Source organism: Bosea sp. OAE506 (genome assembly GCF_040546595.1).
In the GTDB taxonomy this organism is placed as follows: Bacteria; Pseudomonadota; Alphaproteobacteria; order Rhizobiales; family Beijerinckiaceae; genus Allobosea.
In genome coordinates, this window is the sequence record NZ_JBEPOB010000001.1 from 2989037 (window position 1) to 3003634 (window position 14598).

The 14598-nt window shown below is 65.2% G+C and carries 26 protein-coding genes and 1 pseudogene; all 27 read left to right on the top strand.

Annotation, left to right across the window (positions count from 1 at the left end):
* The first annotated feature begins 52 nt into the window (after nucleotides 1-52).
* Entirely contained in the window at nucleotides 53-361 is a 309-nt protein-coding gene (gene rpsJ / locus ABIE41_RS14545; RefSeq protein ID WP_043237115.1) for a 30S ribosomal protein S10, read from the top strand.
* 74 nt (nucleotides 362-435) lie between these two features.
* Nucleotides 436-1161 (top strand): 50S ribosomal protein L3, encoded by a 726-nt coding sequence (rplC, locus tag ABIE41_RS14550; RefSeq protein WP_069055537.1) that lies wholly within the window; start codon nucleotides 436-438, stop codon nucleotides 1159-1161.
* Nucleotides 1161-1781 carry a 50S ribosomal protein L4 gene (gene rplD / locus ABIE41_RS14555; protein WP_069055536.1) on the top strand — a complete coding sequence of 207 codons (621 nt, stop codon included), beginning with the start codon at nucleotides 1161-1163 and terminating at the stop codon, nucleotides 1779-1781. Before rplC ends, rplD begins: the two co-directional genes overlap by 1 nt.
* Complete coding sequence (locus ABIE41_RS14560) at nucleotides 1778-2089, top strand: 50S ribosomal protein L23 (protein ID WP_066722409.1); 312 nt, start codon at nucleotides 1778-1780, stop codon at nucleotides 2087-2089. The genes rplD and ABIE41_RS14560 overlap by 4 nt, the downstream gene beginning before the upstream one ends.
* A gap of 16 nt (nucleotides 2090-2105) precedes the next feature.
* Nucleotides 2106-2948, top strand: a complete 843-nt coding sequence (rplB, locus tag ABIE41_RS14565; RefSeq protein ID WP_192641093.1) for a 50S ribosomal protein L2 — start codon at nucleotides 2106-2108, stop codon at nucleotides 2946-2948.
* Nucleotides 2949-2956: 8 nt separating this feature from the next.
* A complete protein-coding gene (gene rpsS / locus ABIE41_RS14570; RefSeq protein WP_054144265.1) occupies nucleotides 2957-3235 on the top strand; it encodes a 30S ribosomal protein S19 in 279 nt (92 codons plus the stop codon).
* A 3-nt stretch (nucleotides 3236-3238) separates the two neighbouring features.
* Nucleotides 3239-3622 carry a 50S ribosomal protein L22 gene (gene rplV / locus ABIE41_RS14575; protein WP_056798997.1) on the top strand — a complete coding sequence of 128 codons (384 nt, stop codon included), beginning with the start codon at nucleotides 3239-3241 and terminating at the stop codon, nucleotides 3620-3622.
* Nucleotides 3623-3632: 10 nt separating this feature from the next.
* Entirely contained in the window at nucleotides 3633-4340 is a 708-nt protein-coding gene (rpsC, locus tag ABIE41_RS14580) for a 30S ribosomal protein S3 (RefSeq protein WP_067987309.1), read from the top strand.
* Between the two features lie 18 nt (nucleotides 4341-4358).
* Complete coding sequence (gene rplP / locus ABIE41_RS14585; protein ID WP_069055533.1) at nucleotides 4359-4772, top strand: 50S ribosomal protein L16; 414 nt, start codon at nucleotides 4359-4361, stop codon at nucleotides 4770-4772.
* A gap of 14 nt (nucleotides 4773-4786) precedes the next feature.
* Nucleotides 4787-4999 (top strand): 50S ribosomal protein L29, encoded by a 213-nt coding sequence (rpmC, locus tag ABIE41_RS14590; protein WP_066722395.1) that lies wholly within the window; start codon nucleotides 4787-4789, stop codon nucleotides 4997-4999.
* A gap of 11 nt (nucleotides 5000-5010) precedes the next feature.
* On the top strand, nucleotides 5011-5253 hold the full coding sequence (rpsQ, locus tag ABIE41_RS14595) for a 30S ribosomal protein S17 (protein ID WP_066722393.1): 243 nt from the start codon (nucleotides 5011-5013) through the stop codon (nucleotides 5251-5253).
* A 208-nt stretch (nucleotides 5254-5461) separates the two neighbouring features.
* Nucleotides 5462-5830 carry a 50S ribosomal protein L14 gene (rplN, locus tag ABIE41_RS14600; RefSeq protein ID WP_066480057.1) on the top strand — a complete coding sequence of 123 codons (369 nt, stop codon included), beginning with the start codon at nucleotides 5462-5464 and terminating at the stop codon, nucleotides 5828-5830.
* Nucleotides 5830-6147 (top strand): 50S ribosomal protein L24, encoded by a 318-nt coding sequence (gene rplX / locus ABIE41_RS14605; RefSeq protein ID WP_043237098.1) that lies wholly within the window; start codon nucleotides 5830-5832, stop codon nucleotides 6145-6147. Before rplN ends, rplX begins: the two co-directional genes overlap by 1 nt.
* Nucleotides 6140-6706, top strand: coding sequence for a 50S ribosomal protein L5 (gene rplE / locus ABIE41_RS14610; RefSeq protein ID WP_056799015.1), 567 nt, complete (start codon nucleotides 6140-6142; stop codon nucleotides 6704-6706). Before rplX ends, rplE begins: the two co-directional genes overlap by 8 nt.
* 36 nt (nucleotides 6707-6742) lie before the next feature.
* The gene (gene rpsN, locus ABIE41_RS14615) at nucleotides 6743-7048 is read left to right on the top strand and encodes a 30S ribosomal protein S14 (protein ID WP_192641094.1); all 306 of its coding nucleotides are present in this window, start codon (nucleotides 6743-6745) and stop codon (nucleotides 7046-7048) included.
* 12 nt (nucleotides 7049-7060) lie between these two features.
* Nucleotides 7061-7459, top strand: coding sequence for a 30S ribosomal protein S8 (rpsH, locus tag ABIE41_RS14620; RefSeq protein WP_056714496.1), 399 nt, complete (start codon nucleotides 7061-7063; stop codon nucleotides 7457-7459).
* 33 nt (nucleotides 7460-7492) lie between these two features.
* Entirely contained in the window at nucleotides 7493-8026 is a 534-nt protein-coding gene (gene rplF / locus ABIE41_RS14625) for a 50S ribosomal protein L6 (protein ID WP_192641095.1), read from the top strand.
* A 5-nt stretch (nucleotides 8027-8031) separates the two neighbouring features.
* Nucleotides 8032-8394: a 50S ribosomal protein L18 gene (gene rplR / locus ABIE41_RS14630; protein WP_192641096.1), complete on the top strand. Its 363-nt coding sequence runs from the start codon at nucleotides 8032-8034 to the stop codon at nucleotides 8392-8394.
* A 148-nt stretch (nucleotides 8395-8542) separates the two neighbouring features.
* Nucleotides 8543-9104, top strand: a pseudogene (gene rpsE / locus ABIE41_RS14635) (30S ribosomal protein S5).
* Between the two features lie 10 nt (nucleotides 9105-9114).
* Nucleotides 9115-9312 (top strand): 50S ribosomal protein L30, encoded by a 198-nt coding sequence (gene rpmD / locus ABIE41_RS14640; RefSeq protein WP_192641097.1) that lies wholly within the window; start codon nucleotides 9115-9117, stop codon nucleotides 9310-9312.
* 13 nt (nucleotides 9313-9325) lie between these two features.
* Complete coding sequence (gene rplO / locus ABIE41_RS14645; RefSeq protein WP_192641098.1) at nucleotides 9326-9802, top strand: 50S ribosomal protein L15; 477 nt, start codon at nucleotides 9326-9328, stop codon at nucleotides 9800-9802.
* Nucleotides 9803-9923: 121 nt separating this feature from the next.
* Nucleotides 9924-11261, top strand: coding sequence for a preprotein translocase subunit SecY (gene secY, locus ABIE41_RS14650; RefSeq protein ID WP_192641099.1), 1338 nt, complete (start codon nucleotides 9924-9926; stop codon nucleotides 11259-11261).
* Nucleotides 11261-11845: an adenylate kinase gene (locus tag ABIE41_RS14655; RefSeq protein WP_192641100.1), complete on the top strand. Its 585-nt coding sequence runs from the start codon at nucleotides 11261-11263 to the stop codon at nucleotides 11843-11845. The genes secY and ABIE41_RS14655 overlap by 1 nt, the downstream gene beginning before the upstream one ends.
* A 245-nt stretch (nucleotides 11846-12090) precedes the next feature.
* On the top strand, nucleotides 12091-12459 hold the full coding sequence (rpsM, locus tag ABIE41_RS14660; RefSeq protein ID WP_066722374.1) for a 30S ribosomal protein S13: 369 nt from the start codon (nucleotides 12091-12093) through the stop codon (nucleotides 12457-12459).
* Nucleotides 12460-12572: 113 nt separating this feature from the next.
* Complete coding sequence (rpsK, locus tag ABIE41_RS14665; RefSeq protein ID WP_043237079.1) at nucleotides 12573-12962, top strand: 30S ribosomal protein S11; 390 nt, start codon at nucleotides 12573-12575, stop codon at nucleotides 12960-12962.
* An 88-nt stretch (nucleotides 12963-13050) separates the two neighbouring features.
* Nucleotides 13051-14067, top strand: a complete 1017-nt coding sequence (locus tag ABIE41_RS14670; protein ID WP_192641101.1) for a DNA-directed RNA polymerase subunit alpha — start codon at nucleotides 13051-13053, stop codon at nucleotides 14065-14067.
* 114 nt (nucleotides 14068-14181) lie between these two features.
* Nucleotides 14182-14598, top strand: a complete 417-nt coding sequence (gene rplQ / locus ABIE41_RS14675; RefSeq protein WP_069055524.1) for a 50S ribosomal protein L17 — start codon at nucleotides 14182-14184, stop codon at nucleotides 14596-14598.

Consider the following 14598-nt stretch of genomic DNA (forward strand, 5'->3'; position numbering starts at 1 on the left):
GCGCGGGCCCTGCCGGGCCTTCGCCCTTTCACGTCACGAGGAAGATAAGACCATGAACGGTCAGAATATCCGGATCCGCCTCAAGGCGTTCGATCACCGCATTCTCGACGCTTCGACGCGCGAGATCGTGTCGACCGCGAAGAGGACGGGCGCCCAGGTCCGCGGGCCCATCCCGCTGCCCACGCTCATCGAGAAGTTCACGGTCAACCGCTCGCCGCACATCGACAAGAAGTCGCGCGAGCAGTTTGAAATGCGGACCCACAAGCGGGTTCTCGACATCGTCGACCCGACCCCGCAGACGGTCGACGCCCTCATGAAGCTCGATCTCGCCGCCGGCGTCGACGTCGAAATCAAGCTCTGATCCGATTTTAGCCGGGTCCTCTGCCTCCAACATCTTGGTTGGATGAGTATGACCCCAATGGAAGGTATGCACCGATGCGTTCCGGTGTGATTGCACAGAAAGTCGGGATGACCCGCATCTTCACCGATGCCGGCGAACATATCCCGGTCACCGTGCTGAAGCTCGATAACTGCCAGGTCGTCGCTCACCGCACGATCGAGAAGAACGGCTACGTCGCCGTCCAGCTCGGCACGGGCACGGCCAAGGTCAAGAATGTCTCGAAGGCGGAGCGCGGCCATTTCGCCGTCGCCAAGGTCGAGCCCAAGCGCAAGGTCGTCGAATTCCGCGTCAGCGACGATGCGCTCATCCCGGTCGGCGCCGAGCTGACGGCTGACCACTTCGTCGTCGGCCAGTTCGTCGATGTCAGCGGCACGACGCTCGGCAAGGGTTTTGCCGGCGGCATGAAGCGCTGGAACTTCGGTGGTCTGCGCGCCACCCACGGCGTCTCGGTCTCGCACCGCTCGATCGGTTCGACCGGCGGTCGTCAGGACCCCGGCAAGACCTTCAAGAACAAGAAGATGCCCGGCCATCTCGGCGCTGAGCGCGTGACCACGCAGAACCTGCGCGTCGTCCAGACGGACGTCGAGCGTGGCCTGATCCTGGTCGAGGGCGCCGTTCCCGGCCATGCCGGCGGCTGGATTCATGTGCGGGACGCGATCAAGCGCGCTCTGCCCAAGGATGCTCCGCTCCCGGGCAAGTTCAAGCTGAATGGCGGCGATGCGCCGGCTCCCGCAGCCGAGACGGTTGAGGAGAACGCGTGATGAAGCTCGATATCACCACCCTCGAAGGTGGCTCGGCCGGTTCGGTCGAGCTCTCGGATGCGATCTTCGGCCTCGAGCCGCGCGCCGACATCCTGGCGCGCATGGTGCGCTACCAGCTCGCCAAGCGCCGCGCCGGCACGCACAAGTCGAAGGGCCGGTCGGAAGTCGACCGCACCCGCAAGAAGATCTACAAGCAGAAGGGCACCGGTGGCGCCCGTCACGGTGCGGCTTCGGCTCCGCAGTTCCGCGGCGGCGGCAAGGCCTTCGGTCCGATCGTGCGCGACCATGCCCATGATTTGCCCAAGAAGGTCCGTGCGCTCGCCCTGCGTCATGCGCTCTCGGCGAAGGCCAAGGACGGCGGCATCATCATCCTCGACGACGCCAAGCTGGCCGAGCCGAAGACCAAGGTGCTGCTGGGCCATTTCGGCAAGCTCGAGCTCTCCAGCGCGCTGGTGATCGGCGGCGCCGAGATCGATACGAATTTCGGCCTGGCCGCGCGTTCGATCCCGAATGTCGACGTCCTGCCGATCCAGGGCATCAACGTTTATGACATCCTGCGTCGCGACAAGCTGGTCCTGACGCGCGCGGCTGTCGATGCGCTGGAGGCGCGCTTCTCATGAGCCAGTCCGCCAAGAACCTGGACCCGCGCCACTACGACGTGATCCGTGGGCCGGTGATCACCGAGAAGGCGACCATGCTCTCCGAGCACAACAAGGTCGTGTTCAAGGTCGCCAAGACCGCCACGAAGCCGCAGATCAAGGCGGCGATCGAGAAGCTGTTCGACGTCAAGGTGAAGAGCGTCAACACGCTCGTCACCGAGGGCAAGATGAAGGTCTTCCGCGGCCGGCTCGGCCAGCGCGCGGACGTCAAGAAGGCGGTCGTGACCCTCGAGGAAGGTCACTCCATCGACGTGACCACGGGCCTGTAAGGAAGGATCGCACACCATGGCTTTGAAGAATTTCAAGCCGGTCACGCCGAGCCTTCGCCAGCTCGTGATCGTCGACCGCAGCGAGCTCTACAAGGGCAAGCCGCTGAAGGTGCTGACGGAGGGCAAGTCGTCCTCCGGCGGCCGCAACAATCTCGGCCGCATCACCGTCCGCTTCCGCGGCGGTGGACACAAGCGGACGCTCCGCTTGATCGACTTCAAGCGTCGCGGCAAGGACGGCATTCCTGCCGTCGTCGAGCGCCTGGAGTATGATCCCAACCGCAGCGCCTTCATCGCGCTGATCAAGTACAGCGATGGCGAGCAGGCCTATATCCTGGCCCCGCAGCGCCTGGCCGTCGGCGACAGCGTCGTCTCCGGCCCGTCGGTGGACGTGAAGCCCGGCAATGCGGCCCCGATGGGTTCGCTGCCGATCGGCACGATCGTCCACAATGTCGAGCTGAAGATCGGCAAGGGTGGTCAGCTGGCCCGTTCGGCCGGCAACTACGCCCAGATCGTCGGTCGCGACCAGGGCTACGTCATCGTCCGCCTGAACTCGGGCGAGCAGCGCCTGATCAGCGGCCTGTGCTATGCCACCGTGGGCGCGGTCTCGAACCCCGACCACATGAACCGGAACGACGGCAAGGCGGGTCGCTCGCGCTGGCTCGGCCGTCGCCCGCATAACCGCGGTGTCTCGATGAACCCGGTCGACCATCCCCATGGCGGCGGCGAAGGCCGCACCTCGGGTGGCCGTCATCCGGTCACGCCCTGGGGTCTGCCGACCAAGGGCAAGAAGACCCGCTCGAATAAGCGGACCGATACGTTCATCGTGTCGAGCCGTCACGCCCGCAAGAAGAAGAACTGAGGTCCGTCATGGCGCGTTCGCTTTGGAAAGGTCCGTTTGTCGACGGATACCTTCTGAAAAAGGCCGAGGTCGCCCGTTCGGCGGCCCGGTCCGAGGTCATCAAGATCTGGAGCCGTCGCTCCACGATCCTTCCGCAGTTCGTCGGTCTGACGTTCGGCGTCTACAACGGCCACAAGCATGTGCCGGTGAACGTGTCCGAGGAAATGGTGGGCCACAAGTTCGGCGAGTTCTCGCCGACGCGCACCTTCCACGGCCATGCCGCCGACAAGAAGGCGAAGAGGAAGTAAGCCATGGGTAAAGCATCCGCCCCCCGTGCGCTGCCCGAGAACGAAGCCGTCGCGGTCGCCCGCAACCTTCGCGTCTCGCCGCAGAAGCTCAACCTCGTCGCCCAGCTGATCCGGGGCAAGAAGGTCTCGACGGCGCTCGCCGACCTCGAGTTCTCGCGCAAGCGGATCTCGCTGGACGTGCGCAAGTGCCTGCAGAGCGCGATCGCCAACGCCGAGAACAATCATGATCTCGACGTCGACGACCTCGTCGTGGCCCAGGCCTTCGTCGGCAAGGCGCTCGTGATGAAGCGCTTCCATGCCCGCGCCCGCGGTCGTGGCGCCCGCATCCTGAAGCCGTTCGCCAACATCACGATCGTGGTGCGCGAAGTCCAGGCTGCGAAGGCCTGAGGAGAGAACGATGGGTCAGAAAATCAATCCGATCGGGCTTCGCCTCGGCATCAACCGGACCTGGGATTCCCGCTGGTTCGCGCAGAAGGGCGAGTACGGCAAGCTGCTGCACGAGGACATGGCCATCCGCGCCGCCCTCATGAAGCTGCTGAAGCAGGCCGCGGTCTCCAAGATCATCATCGAGCGCCCGCACAAGAAGTGCCGCGTCACCATCCACTCGGCTCGTCCGGGCGTGGTGATCGGCAAGAAGGGCGCCGACATCGAGAAGCTGCGCAAGTCGGTGATGAAGCTCACCAAGGCCGATGTGACGATCAACATCGTCGAGGTGCGCAAGCCCGAGATCGACGCCACGCTGGTCGCCGATTCGATCGCGCAGCAGCTCGAGCGCCGCGTCGCCTTCCGTCGCGCCATGAAGCGCGCCGTGCAGTCGGCCATGCGCCTGGGCGCCGAGGGCATCCGCATCAACTGCTCGGGCCGCCTCGGCGGCGCTGAGATCGCGCGCCTCGAGTGGTATCGCGAGGGGCGGGTGCCGCTGCACACGCTGCGCGCCGATGTGGATTACGGTGTCGGCACCGCCTTCACCACCTACGGCACGTGCGGCATCAAGGTCTGGATCTTCAAGGGCGAGATCCTCGAACACGACCCGATGGCCCAGGACAAGCGCATGGCAGACGAGGGCGGCCGTTCCGGCGGTGGCCATCGTCGCGAGCATGCATAAGGCTGATCGAGAAGAGCCATGTTGCAACCTAAGAAGACCAAGTTCCGCAAGCAGTTCAAGGGGCGCATTTCCGGCGTCGCCAAGGGCGGCACGGATTTGAACTTCGGCCAGTTCGGCCTCAAGGCGCAGGAGCCGGAGCGGGTGACCGCTCGGCAGATCGAGGCGGCCCGCCGCGCGATCACCCGCGCCATGAAGCGCGCCGGCCGTGTCTGGATCCGCATCTTCCCGGACGTTCCGGTGTCGAAGAAGCCGACCGAAGTCCGCATGGGCAAGGGCAAGGGCGCGCCTGAATTCTGGGCAGCCAAGGTCAAGCCGGGCCGGATCATGTTCGAGATCGACGGCGTGCCGGAAGAGACGGCCCGCGAGGCCATGCGCCTCGGCGCCGCCAAGCTGCCGATCAAGACGCGCTTCATCCAGCGCATCGCCGAGTAAGAAGGGAGGACGAGATGAAAGCTTCGCAACGCCTGTCCGACCTGAAGGCCATGAGCGTGGACCTGCTCCAGGACGAGCTCCTGAAGCTCAAGAAGGAGCAGTTCAACCTGCGCTTCCAGAAGGCCACCGGCCAGCTCGAGAACACCGCCCGGGTGACCGAGGTCCGCAAGGACATCGCCCGCATCAAGACGCTGCAGCGGTCGAAGACCGCGGCCGCGAGCGCCTGAGGAGTCAGACAATGCCGAAGCGCGTGCTGCAGGGCGTCGTCGTCAGCGACAAGCAGAACAAAACTGTTGTGGTCAAGGTCGAGCGGCGCTATACGCACCCTCTCCTCAAGAAGACGGTTCGCCGTACCAAGAACTATCACGCCCATGATGAGGCGGAGGTGGCCAAGGTCGGTGATCAGGTCTGGATCGAGGAGTCCAAGCCGATTTCCAAGCTGAAAAGCTGGGTTGTGCTCGACAACGCCCCCAAGGCGTAGGTCAACGCGGCTGTCGCTGCCCGGTTCGCCGGGGAGCGGGGGCGGCGGAGTAGGTAGTCGGGCATGTTTCGCCGCAAAGGTGGGCTCCACTTTTGCGGATCATGCTTTGTTTTGAGGCCAGGGGGCGATCGACCCCCGTCAGTCGTAGTCCCGGGGGCGCTGGTGCGCCCGGGAAACCGCGCTGATACACACTGGAAGGATCAAGGCCATGATCCAGGTGCAGACCAATCTCGAGGTCGCGGATAATTCCGGCGCCCGTCGCGTGATGTGCATCAAGGTTCTCGGCGGGTCGAAGCGGCGCTATGCCCGCATCGGCGACATCATCGTCGTCTCGATCAAGGAAGCGATTCCGCGCGGTCGTGTGAAGAAGGGCGACGTCATGAAGGCGGTCGTCGTTCGCACCGCCAAGGACGTCAAGCGTCCCGACGGTTCGGTGATCCGCTTCGACCGCAACGCGGCCGTTCTGATCAACAATCAGAAGGAGCCTGTCGGCACCCGCATCTTCGGACCGGTTCCGCGCGAGCTGCGCGCCAAGAACCACATGAAGATCATCTCGCTTGCGCCTGAGGTGCTGTGATGGCTGCGAAGATCAAGAAGGGCGACAAGGTCGTCGTGCTGGCTGGCCGTGACAAGGGCAAGGCCGGCGAAGTCCTCCAGGTGCTTCCGAAGGATGCCCGCGCCGTCGTGCGTGGCGTCAACCTCGTCAAGAAGCACACCAAGGCATCGGCTCAGTCCGAGGGCGGCATCATCTCCAAGGAAGCCACCATCGACCTGTCGAACCTCGCCGTGGCCGATCCCAAGGATGGCAAGCCGACCCGCGTCGGCTTCAAGGTCCTGGACGATGGCCGCAAGGTCCGTTTCGCCAAGCGCTCGGGGGATCTGATCGATGGCTGAGAACCAGCAGGCGGCTCTCACGCCGCGTATGAAGAAGCATTACGAGGACGTCGTTCGTCCGGCGATGATCGCCGAGTTCGGCTACAAGAACGCCATGGAAGTGCCGACCATCGAGAAGGTCGTCATCAACATGGGCGTGGGCGAAGCGACTGCCGACCGCAAGAAGGTCGACAACGCCGCCGGCGACCTCGCCCTGATCGCCGGCCAGAAGCCGGTCATCACCAAGTCCCGTCTCGCCATCGCCGGCTTCAAGCTGCGCGAGAACATGGCGGTCGGCTGCAAGGTCACGCTGCGCAAGACCAAGATGTTCGAGTTCGTCGACCGGCTCGTCACCATCGCCCTGCCGCGCGTGCGCGACTTCCGGGGTCTCAACCCGAAGTCCTTCGACGGGCGCGGCAATTTCGCGCTCGGGATCAAGGAGCACATCGTGTTCCCCGAGATCAACTACGACAAGGTCGACCAGGTCTGGGGTATGGACGTGATCGTCTGCACGACTGCGAAGTCGGACGACGAGGCTCGCGCCCTGCTCAAGCACTTCAACTTCCCGTTCCGGCAGTGAACGCCAGCGTTCATACGCGGAAACCAGGAGAGATCGATGGCTAAGAAGAGCTCCGTCGAGAACAACAACCGCCGCAAGGAGCTGGTGAAGAAGTTCGCCGGCCGCCGCGCCAGGTTGCTTGAGATCGCCAATGACGACAGCCAGTCCATGGACGAGCGTTTCCTCGCTCGCCTGAAGCTGGCCGAACTGCCGCGCAACTCGGCTCCGAACCGGGTTCGCAACCGCTGCGAGGTGACGGGTCGCCCGCGCGCCTTCTACCGCAAGCTGAAGATGTCGCGCGTTGCGCTGCGCGAGCTCGGCAACAAGGGGCTGGTTCCCGGCCTCGTCAAGTCGAGCTGGTGAGGAGGACGCATCATGGCGATCATTGATCCGCTTGGAGATATGCTGACCCGCATCCGCAATGCGCAGATGCGGCGCAAGTCGCGCGTTTCGACGCCCGGTTCGAAGCTGCGGGCCCGCGTGCTCGACGTGCTTCAGTCCGAGGGCTACATCCGCGGCTACACCCAGACCGAGTTCGGCAATGGCCGGACCGAGTTCGATATCGAGCTGAAGTACCACGAGGGACAGCCGGTCATCCGGTCGATCTCGCGTGTGTCGAAGCCCGGCCGCCGCGTCTATTCTTCGGTGGAGACGATGCCGCGCGTGGCCGACGGCCTGGGCGTGACCATCATCTCGACCCCGAAGGGTGTGATGCCCGATCATCTTGCCCGCGAGCAGAACGTGGGCGGCGAAGTGCTTTGCAAGGTCTTCTGACCTTTCGCGCCGCTCGTTTTCAGGAGAAATCCAATGTCTCGTATCGGTAAGAAGCCTGTTCCGGTTCCCGCTGGCGTCACCGCCAACGTCGCCGGCCAGCTCGTCAAGATCAAGGGCGCGAAGGGGGAACTCTCCTTCACCGTGCCCGACGACGTCTCGGTCGCTATGGAGGATGGCGCGATCGCGGTTCAGCCGCGTTCGCAGAGCAAGCGTGCGCGCTCGCTCTGGGGCACCTCGCGTGCCCGCATCGCCAACCTCGTGGTCGGCACGACCTCCGGCTTTGAGAAGAAGCTCGAGATCAACGGCGTCGGCTACAAGGCCGCCGTCACCGGCAAGGTGCTCAAGCTGTCGCTCGGCTACAGCCACGACATCGACTATCCGATCCCGGAAGGGGTTGCGATCGTCACGCCGAAGCCGACCGAAATCGTCATCACCGGCATCGACAAGCAGGTCGTCGGCCAGACTGCGGCCGAGATCCGCGACTATCGCGGCCCCGAGCCCTATAAGGGCAAGGGCGTGAAGTACGCCGGCGAATTCATCTTCCGCAAGGAAGGGAAGAAGAAGTAAGGGCCATGAGCAAGCAGACAGAGAACACTGCGCGCCGCAAGGCCCGCGTCCGCCGCGCGATCAAGGCTGTCGCCAATGGCCGCGCTCGCCTGTCGGTGCATCGCACCGGCAAGCAGATCTACGCCCAGGTCATCGACGACACGAAGGGGGTCACCCTCGCTTCGGCCTCGAGCCTGGACAAGGACATCCGCACCGACCTGAAGTCGGGCGCGAATGTCGAGGCTGCGGCCACGATCGGCAAGCTCATCGCCGAGCGTGCGGTCAAGGCTGGCGTGAAGGACGTGGTCTTCGACCGCGGCTCCTACATGTATCACGGCCGCGTCAAGGCGCTGGCCGATGCCGCCCGCGAGGCCGGCCTGAACTTCTGATATCGTCGCTCCCGGCCATCCTGCCGCGGCGCCTCTCGGCGGCGGGCAGGGGGCCGGGATCGGGCTTTCATAGAGACGTCGTCCCACAAGGGACGCTCGAGCGAGCGGAACGGCCGTGGCCGTCGCCGCGCAAGTAAGAGGAAAGACAATGGCGAGAGAGCCTCGTGACCGCGATCGCGAAGAGCGCGATTCGGAATTCGTGGACCGTCTGGTCCACATCAACCGCGTCGCCAAGGTGGTGAAGGGCGGGCGTCGCTTCGGCTTCGCCGCGCTCGTCGTCGTCGGCGACCAGAAGGGCCGCGTCGGCTTCGGCCACGGCAAGGCCCGCGAAGTGCCGGAAGCCATCCGCAAGGCGACGGAAGCCGCCAAGCGCGGCCTGGTCCGCATCCCGCTGCGCGAGGGTCGCACGCTTCATCACGACGTCCAGGGCCGTCACGGCGCCGGCAAGGTCGTGCTGCGCGCTGCCCCGGCCGGTACCGGCATCATCGCCGGCGGCCCGATGCGCGCCGTCTTCGAGGCGGTCGGCATGCAGGACGTGGTGTCGAAGTCGCTCGGCTCCTCTAAACCCGTACAACCTCGTCCGCGCGACCTTCGATGCGCTGAAGAACGAGGACAGCCCGCGTGGCGTCGCCGCGCGCCGCAACCTCAAGGTTTCCGCCCTGCAGACGCGTCGCCGCGATGCGGGTGCCGACGCCGCCGCTGAAGCGTGAGGGGGCGACCATGGCAAAGTCCGACAGCAAGACCGTCGTCATCGAGCAGATCGGTAGCCCGATCCGCCGCGAGGCGTCGCAGCGCCAGACCCTGATCGGTCTCGGCCTCAACAAGATCCGCCGTCAGTCGACCCTGGTCGACACGCCGGCCGTGCGGGGCATGATCGACAAGGTCAGGCACCTCGTGCGCGTCGTCGATGCGAAGTGAGGGAGATCGTTCGATGAAACTCAACGAGATCCGTGACAACGAAGGCGCGCACAAGTCGCGCATCCGCGTCGGCCGGGGCATCGGCTCGGGCAAGGGAAAGACCGGTGGCCGTGGCGTCAAGGGTCAGAAGGCCCGCGCCGGCGTCGCCGTGAAGGGCTTCGAAGGCGGCCAGATGCCGCTTTATCGTCGCCTGCCCAAGCGCGGCTTCACCAACCTGTTCGCCAAGGAGCTGAACGAGGTCAATCTCGGCCGGATCCAGCAGGCGGTGGAAGCCGGCAAGCTGGACGCCAAGGGCGCGGTCACCATCGAGGCGCTGGTCGCCGCGGGCGTGATCACGCACCAGGCCAAGGACGGCGTGAAGATCCTCGGCGTCGGCGAGCTGAAGACGAAGCTTGCCTTCGAGGTGGCCGGCGCGTCGAAGTCGGCCGTCGCCGCGATCGAGAAGGCGGGTGGCAGCGTCAAGATCCTGGCTGCCGCTTCACAGGCGTGAGCCGAACGCTTACATGACGACTCGCGAACGGCGGCCGGGCCAGAAGCCCTGGCCGCCGTTCGACTGTTTGACCGGGCGCAGCCCAGCGCGCCCATGGATCTGAAGACCAAGGACCGGACGCATGGCATCGGCGGCTGAACAGCTTGCTTCAAACCTCAACTTCGGGGCGTTCGCCAAGGCGGACGAGCTGAAGAAGCGGATCTGGTTCACGCTCGGTGCGCTGATCATCTACCGGATCGGCACCTATATCCCGCTGCCGGGGATGAACCCCGATGCGGTCGCGGACCTGTTCAAGCAGACGCAGACCGGCGTGCTCGGCCTGTTCAACATGTTCTCCGGCGGCGCCGTTGGCCGGCTCGCGATCTTCGCGCTGGCGATCATGCCGTACATCTCGGCCTCGATCATCATCCAGCTGCTCTCCAGCGTGATCCCGACCTTCGAGGCGCTGAAGAAGGAAGGCGAGCAGGGCCGCAAGATCCTCAACCAGTACACGCGCTATCTCACGCTCGTGCTGGCCGTGTTCCAGGCCTATGGCATCGGTGTCGGTCTGCAGGGCTCGGGCAACCTCGTGCTGGAGCCGGGTCCGTTCTTCCTGCTCTCGACGACGATCACGCTGGTCGGCGGCACGATGTTCCTGCTCTGGCTCGGTGAGCAGATCACCAGCCGCGGCATCGGCAACGGCACCTCGATGATCATCTTCGCGGGGATCATCGCGGAGTTCCCCTCCCAGCTCGCCCAGACGCTCGAGCTTGGCCGCCAGGGCGCGATCTCGACCGGGCTGCTGCTGCTGATCCTGGTGATGGCGATATGCGTCATCGCCTTCTGCGTGTTCATGGAGCGCGCCCAGCGCCGCCTGCTGATCAACTATCCCAAGCGCCAGGTCGGCAACCGCATGTATGAGGGCCAGACCTCGTTCCTGCCGCTGAAGCTCAACACGGCCGGCGTGATTCCGCCGATCTTCGCGTCCTCGCTGCTGCTGCTGCCGACGACGATCGCGAGCTTCTCTCAGGCCTCTGGCGGCACCGGTCCGCTGGCGACGGTCGCGACCTATCTCGCCCATGGCCGGCCGCTGTTCATGATCCTCTACGCGGCCCTGATCATCTTCTTCTGCTTCTTCTACACGGCGATCGTCTTCAATCCGACGGAGACGGCCGACAACCTGAAGAAGCATGGCGGCTTCATGCCCGGCATCCGCCCGGGCGAGCGCACGGCCGAGCATATCGACCGCGTGCTGACCCGCATCACCGTGCTCGGTGCCGGCTATTTGACTATCGTCTGCCTTATCCCCGAGTTCATGATCACCTATGCCCAGATCCCGATCATCCTTCTGGGCGGCACGTCGCTGCTCATCGTGGTGACGACGACCATGGATACCGTGGCGCAAGTCCACGGGCACCTGCTGGCCCATCAGTATGAGGGGCTGGTCAAGAAGGCGAAGCTGCGAGGAGCGAAACGCTGATGCGACTGATCTTCCTGGGGCCGCCGGGGGCGGGGAAGGGCACTCAGGCTGCGCGCATCGTCGCGAAGCATGGTATTCCGCAGCTTTCGACCGGCGACATGCTGCGCGCCGCGGTTGCGGCGCAGACCCCGGTCGGCGTCAAGGCCAAGGCGGTCATGGATTCCGGCGGGCTGGTGTCGGACGAGATCGTCATCGGCATCGTTGCTGACCGGATCGACGAGGCCGACTGCAAGAAGGGCTTCATCCTCGACGGTTTCCCGCGCACGCTGGCGCAGGCCGAGGCGCTCGACGCCATGCTTGCCTCCAAGCATCTGGAACTCGACACCGTGCTGGAGCTCAAGGTCGACCAGAGCAAGCTCGTCGATCGCATCGTGAAGCGCGCCGAGGAGGCGAAGGCCGCCGGTCAGCCGGTCCGCAAGGACGATGACCCGGAGGTCTTCAAGACCCGTCTCGAGGCCTATAACCGCGATACCGCCGTCGTCTCGCCCTATTACGCGAAGCGCGGCCAGGTGATCGAGATCGACGGCATGCAGCCGGTCGACGACGTCACGGCGGCAATCGAGAAGGCTTTGGTCGGTCACTGACCCCGGCGCCTCCTAACTGGCATGAATCTTGGCTGCGCCGGGTTGACTCGGCGCGGTCGAACGACTAACGACCCGACTTCCGGTTTCATGACAGCGATGCCGTTACCTTCGCGAGAAGGGGCGACGTCGCATTCCCGCATGGAATGGGTTCAACGCTCCGCAGGGGCCGGCCTCCACCGGCGCGGGGCATCTTTAAACCGCCGGCCCGCCATCGGGCGTGATCCGGCCGACATGGAGAGATGATCATGGCTCGTATCGCGGGCGTCAACATTCCGACCAACAAGCGCGTCGTCATCGGCCTGCAGTACATCCACGGCATTGGCGCGGCCAAGGCCCAGGAGATCTGCGACAAGGTCGGTATCGTCGCCGAGCGTCGCGTCAACCAGCTGACCGACGCCGAGGTTCTCCAGATCCGCGAGACCATCGACCGCGACTACCTCGTCGAGGGCGACCTGCGTCGCGAGGTCTCGATGAACATCAAGCGCCTGATGGATCTCGGCTGCTATCGCGGCCTGCGCCATCGCCGCTCGCTGCCGGTCCGCGGCCAGCGCACCCACACCAACGCCCGCACCCGCAAGGGCAAGGCGAAGCCGATCGCCGGCAAGAAGAAGTGATTTCGGCGGGCCGGGTAACCGGCCCGCTGCTTTGCGCCGCCTGACCCCTCGGGGCGGGCGGCATCCCCAGCGCCTGGCATCACGGGCGCGCCTGAAGGACAAGAGAAAAGACTATGGCCAAGGAAGCCCAGCGCGTTCGCCGCCGCGAACGCAAGAACATCGTCTCCGGCGTCGCCCATGTGAACGCCTCGTTCAACAACACCATGATCACCATCACCGACGCGCAGGGCAACACGATCTCGTGGTCGTCGGCCGGCACGATGGGCTTCAAGGGTTCGCGCAAGTCGACCCCCTACGCCGCGCAGGTCGCCGCCGAAGACGCCGCCCGCAAGGCTGCCGAGCATGGCATGCGCACTCTTGAGGTCGAGGTCACCGGTCCGGGTTCGGGTCGTGAGTCCGCCCTTCGCGCGCTGCAGGCTGCCGGCTTCACCGTGACCTCGATCCGCGACGTGACGCCGATCCCGCATAACGGCTGCCGTCCGCGCAAGCGTCGTCGCGTCTGACGTTCGTGCTTCGAGGCGCCCGCACCGGCGGGCGCCTGTCCGGGGCGGCCCGCCGCCGCCATTGAATTCAAGCACCAGGAGTGCGGTCGTGATCAGCAAGAACTGGCAGGATCTGTCAAAGCCCAACAAGCTCGAAATCAAGGTCGGCGACGATCCGAAGCGTCAGGCCACCGTCATCGCGCGTCCGCTGGAGCGCGGTTTCGGCATGACGCTCGGCAACGCGCTGCGTCGCGTGCTGCTCTCCTCGCTGCAGGGCGCGGCCGTCACCGCCGTCCAGATCGACGGCGTGCTGCACGAATTCTCCTCGATCCCCGGCGTGCGTGAGGACGTCACCGACATCGTCCTCAACATCAAGGCGATCGCGGTCAAGATGCAGGGCGAAGGCCCCAAGCGCATGACGCTGCGCAAGACCGGCCCGGGCACCGTCACGGCTGGCGACATCAACACCGTCGGCGACGTGTCGATCCTGAACCCCGACCTCGTGCTGTGCACGCTGGACGAGGGCTCCGAGATCCGCATGGAGTTCACGGTCAACACCGGCAAGGGCTACGTCCCCTCCGAGCAGAACCGTCCCGAGGATGCGCCGATCGGCCTGATCCCGGTCGACAGCCTGTACTCGCCGGTGAAGAAGGTCTCCTACCGCGTCGAGAACACCCGCGAGGGACAGAACCTCGACCGCGACATGCTGACCCTGAACATCGAGACCAACGGCTCGGTGACGCCCGAGGACGCGCTGGCGCTCGCCGCCCGCATCCTGCAGGACCAGCTCGCCGTCTTCATCACCTTTGAGGAGCCGCGCAAGGAAGAGGCCGTCTCGACCGCGCCGCAGCTGCCCTTCAACCCGGCGCTGCTCAAGAAGGTCGACGAGCTCGAGCTTTCGGTGCGTTCGGCGAACTGCCTGAAGAACGACAACATCGTCTATATCGGCGACCTCATCCAGAAGTCGGAGGGCGAGATGCTGCGCACCCCGAACTTCGGCCGCAAGTCGCTGAACGAGATCAAGGAAGTGCTCGCCACCATGGGCCTCCACCTCGGCATGGACGTCACCGGCTGGCCGCCGGAGAACATCGAAGAGCTCGCGAAGCGCTTCGAGGAGCATTACTGATCCCACCGGCGCGGGCTCGTTCCCGCGCCGTTTCCCCGCCCGGTGCATGAGCGCCGGAGCATAAAGAACGGCCGTACCGTGGCACGGCGGCCGTAAATCACGAAGGAGCCACCCATGCGTCACGGTTTCCGCGGTCGTCGTTTCAACCGCTCGGTCGAGCACCGCAAGGCGATGTTCGCCAACATGTCCCAGGCCCTGATCAAGCACGAGCAGATCACCACCACGCTGCCGAAGGCCAAGGACCTGCGTCCGGTCGTCGAGAAGCTGATAACGCTCGCCAAGCGCGGCGACCTGCACGCCCGCCGCCAGGCGATCGCGCAGATCAAGGACGTCGCCCTGGTCGGCAAGCTCTTCGCGGTCCTCGGCCCGCGCTACAAGGAGCGCAACGGCGGCTATCTGCGCATCATGAAGGCGGGCTTCCGCTTCGGCGACAACGCCCCGCTCGCCGTGATCGAGTTCGTCGACCGCGATGTCGAGGCCAAGGGCAAGGATTCCGGCCCGGTCTTCACGGCGGACGACGAGGCGGCCTGA

Coding starts and splice junctions, on each gene's coding strand:
- rpsJ (WP_043237115.1), top strand. CDS start 53: ATGAACGGTCAGAATATCCGGATCCGCCTCAAGGCGTTCGATCACCGC.
- rplC (WP_069055537.1), top strand. CDS start 436: ATGCGTTCCGGTGTGATTGCACAGAAAGTCGGGATGACCCGCATCTTC.
- rplD (WP_069055536.1), top strand. CDS start 1,161: ATGAAGCTCGATATCACCACCCTCGAAGGTGGCTCGGCCGGTTCGGTC.
- ABIE41_RS14560 (WP_066722409.1), top strand. CDS start 1,778: ATGAGCCAGTCCGCCAAGAACCTGGACCCGCGCCACTACGACGTGATC.
- rplB (WP_192641093.1), top strand. CDS start 2,106: ATGGCTTTGAAGAATTTCAAGCCGGTCACGCCGAGCCTTCGCCAGCTC.
- rpsS (WP_054144265.1), top strand. CDS start 2,957: ATGGCGCGTTCGCTTTGGAAAGGTCCGTTTGTCGACGGATACCTTCTG.
- rplV (WP_056798997.1), top strand. CDS start 3,239: ATGGGTAAAGCATCCGCCCCCCGTGCGCTGCCCGAGAACGAAGCCGTC.
- rpsC (WP_067987309.1), top strand. CDS start 3,633: ATGGGTCAGAAAATCAATCCGATCGGGCTTCGCCTCGGCATCAACCGG.
- rplP (WP_069055533.1), top strand. CDS start 4,359: ATGTTGCAACCTAAGAAGACCAAGTTCCGCAAGCAGTTCAAGGGGCGC.
- rpmC (WP_066722395.1), top strand. CDS start 4,787: ATGAAAGCTTCGCAACGCCTGTCCGACCTGAAGGCCATGAGCGTGGAC.
- rpsQ (WP_066722393.1), top strand. CDS start 5,011: ATGCCGAAGCGCGTGCTGCAGGGCGTCGTCGTCAGCGACAAGCAGAAC.
- rplN (WP_066480057.1), top strand. CDS start 5,462: ATGATCCAGGTGCAGACCAATCTCGAGGTCGCGGATAATTCCGGCGCC.
- rplX (WP_043237098.1), top strand. CDS start 5,830: ATGGCTGCGAAGATCAAGAAGGGCGACAAGGTCGTCGTGCTGGCTGGC.
- rplE (WP_056799015.1), top strand. CDS start 6,140: ATGGCTGAGAACCAGCAGGCGGCTCTCACGCCGCGTATGAAGAAGCAT.
- rpsN (WP_192641094.1), top strand. CDS start 6,743: ATGGCTAAGAAGAGCTCCGTCGAGAACAACAACCGCCGCAAGGAGCTG.
- rpsH (WP_056714496.1), top strand. CDS start 7,061: ATGGCGATCATTGATCCGCTTGGAGATATGCTGACCCGCATCCGCAAT.
- rplF (WP_192641095.1), top strand. CDS start 7,493: ATGTCTCGTATCGGTAAGAAGCCTGTTCCGGTTCCCGCTGGCGTCACC.
- rplR (WP_192641096.1), top strand. CDS start 8,032: ATGAGCAAGCAGACAGAGAACACTGCGCGCCGCAAGGCCCGCGTCCGC.
- rpmD (WP_192641097.1), top strand. CDS start 9,115: ATGGCAAAGTCCGACAGCAAGACCGTCGTCATCGAGCAGATCGGTAGC.
- rplO (WP_192641098.1), top strand. CDS start 9,326: ATGAAACTCAACGAGATCCGTGACAACGAAGGCGCGCACAAGTCGCGC.
- secY (WP_192641099.1), top strand. CDS start 9,924: ATGGCATCGGCGGCTGAACAGCTTGCTTCAAACCTCAACTTCGGGGCG.
- ABIE41_RS14655 (WP_192641100.1), top strand. CDS start 11,261: ATGCGACTGATCTTCCTGGGGCCGCCGGGGGCGGGGAAGGGCACTCAG.
- rpsM (WP_066722374.1), top strand. CDS start 12,091: ATGGCTCGTATCGCGGGCGTCAACATTCCGACCAACAAGCGCGTCGTC.
- rpsK (WP_043237079.1), top strand. CDS start 12,573: ATGGCCAAGGAAGCCCAGCGCGTTCGCCGCCGCGAACGCAAGAACATC.
- rplQ (WP_069055524.1), top strand. CDS start 14,182: ATGCGTCACGGTTTCCGCGGTCGTCGTTTCAACCGCTCGGTCGAGCAC.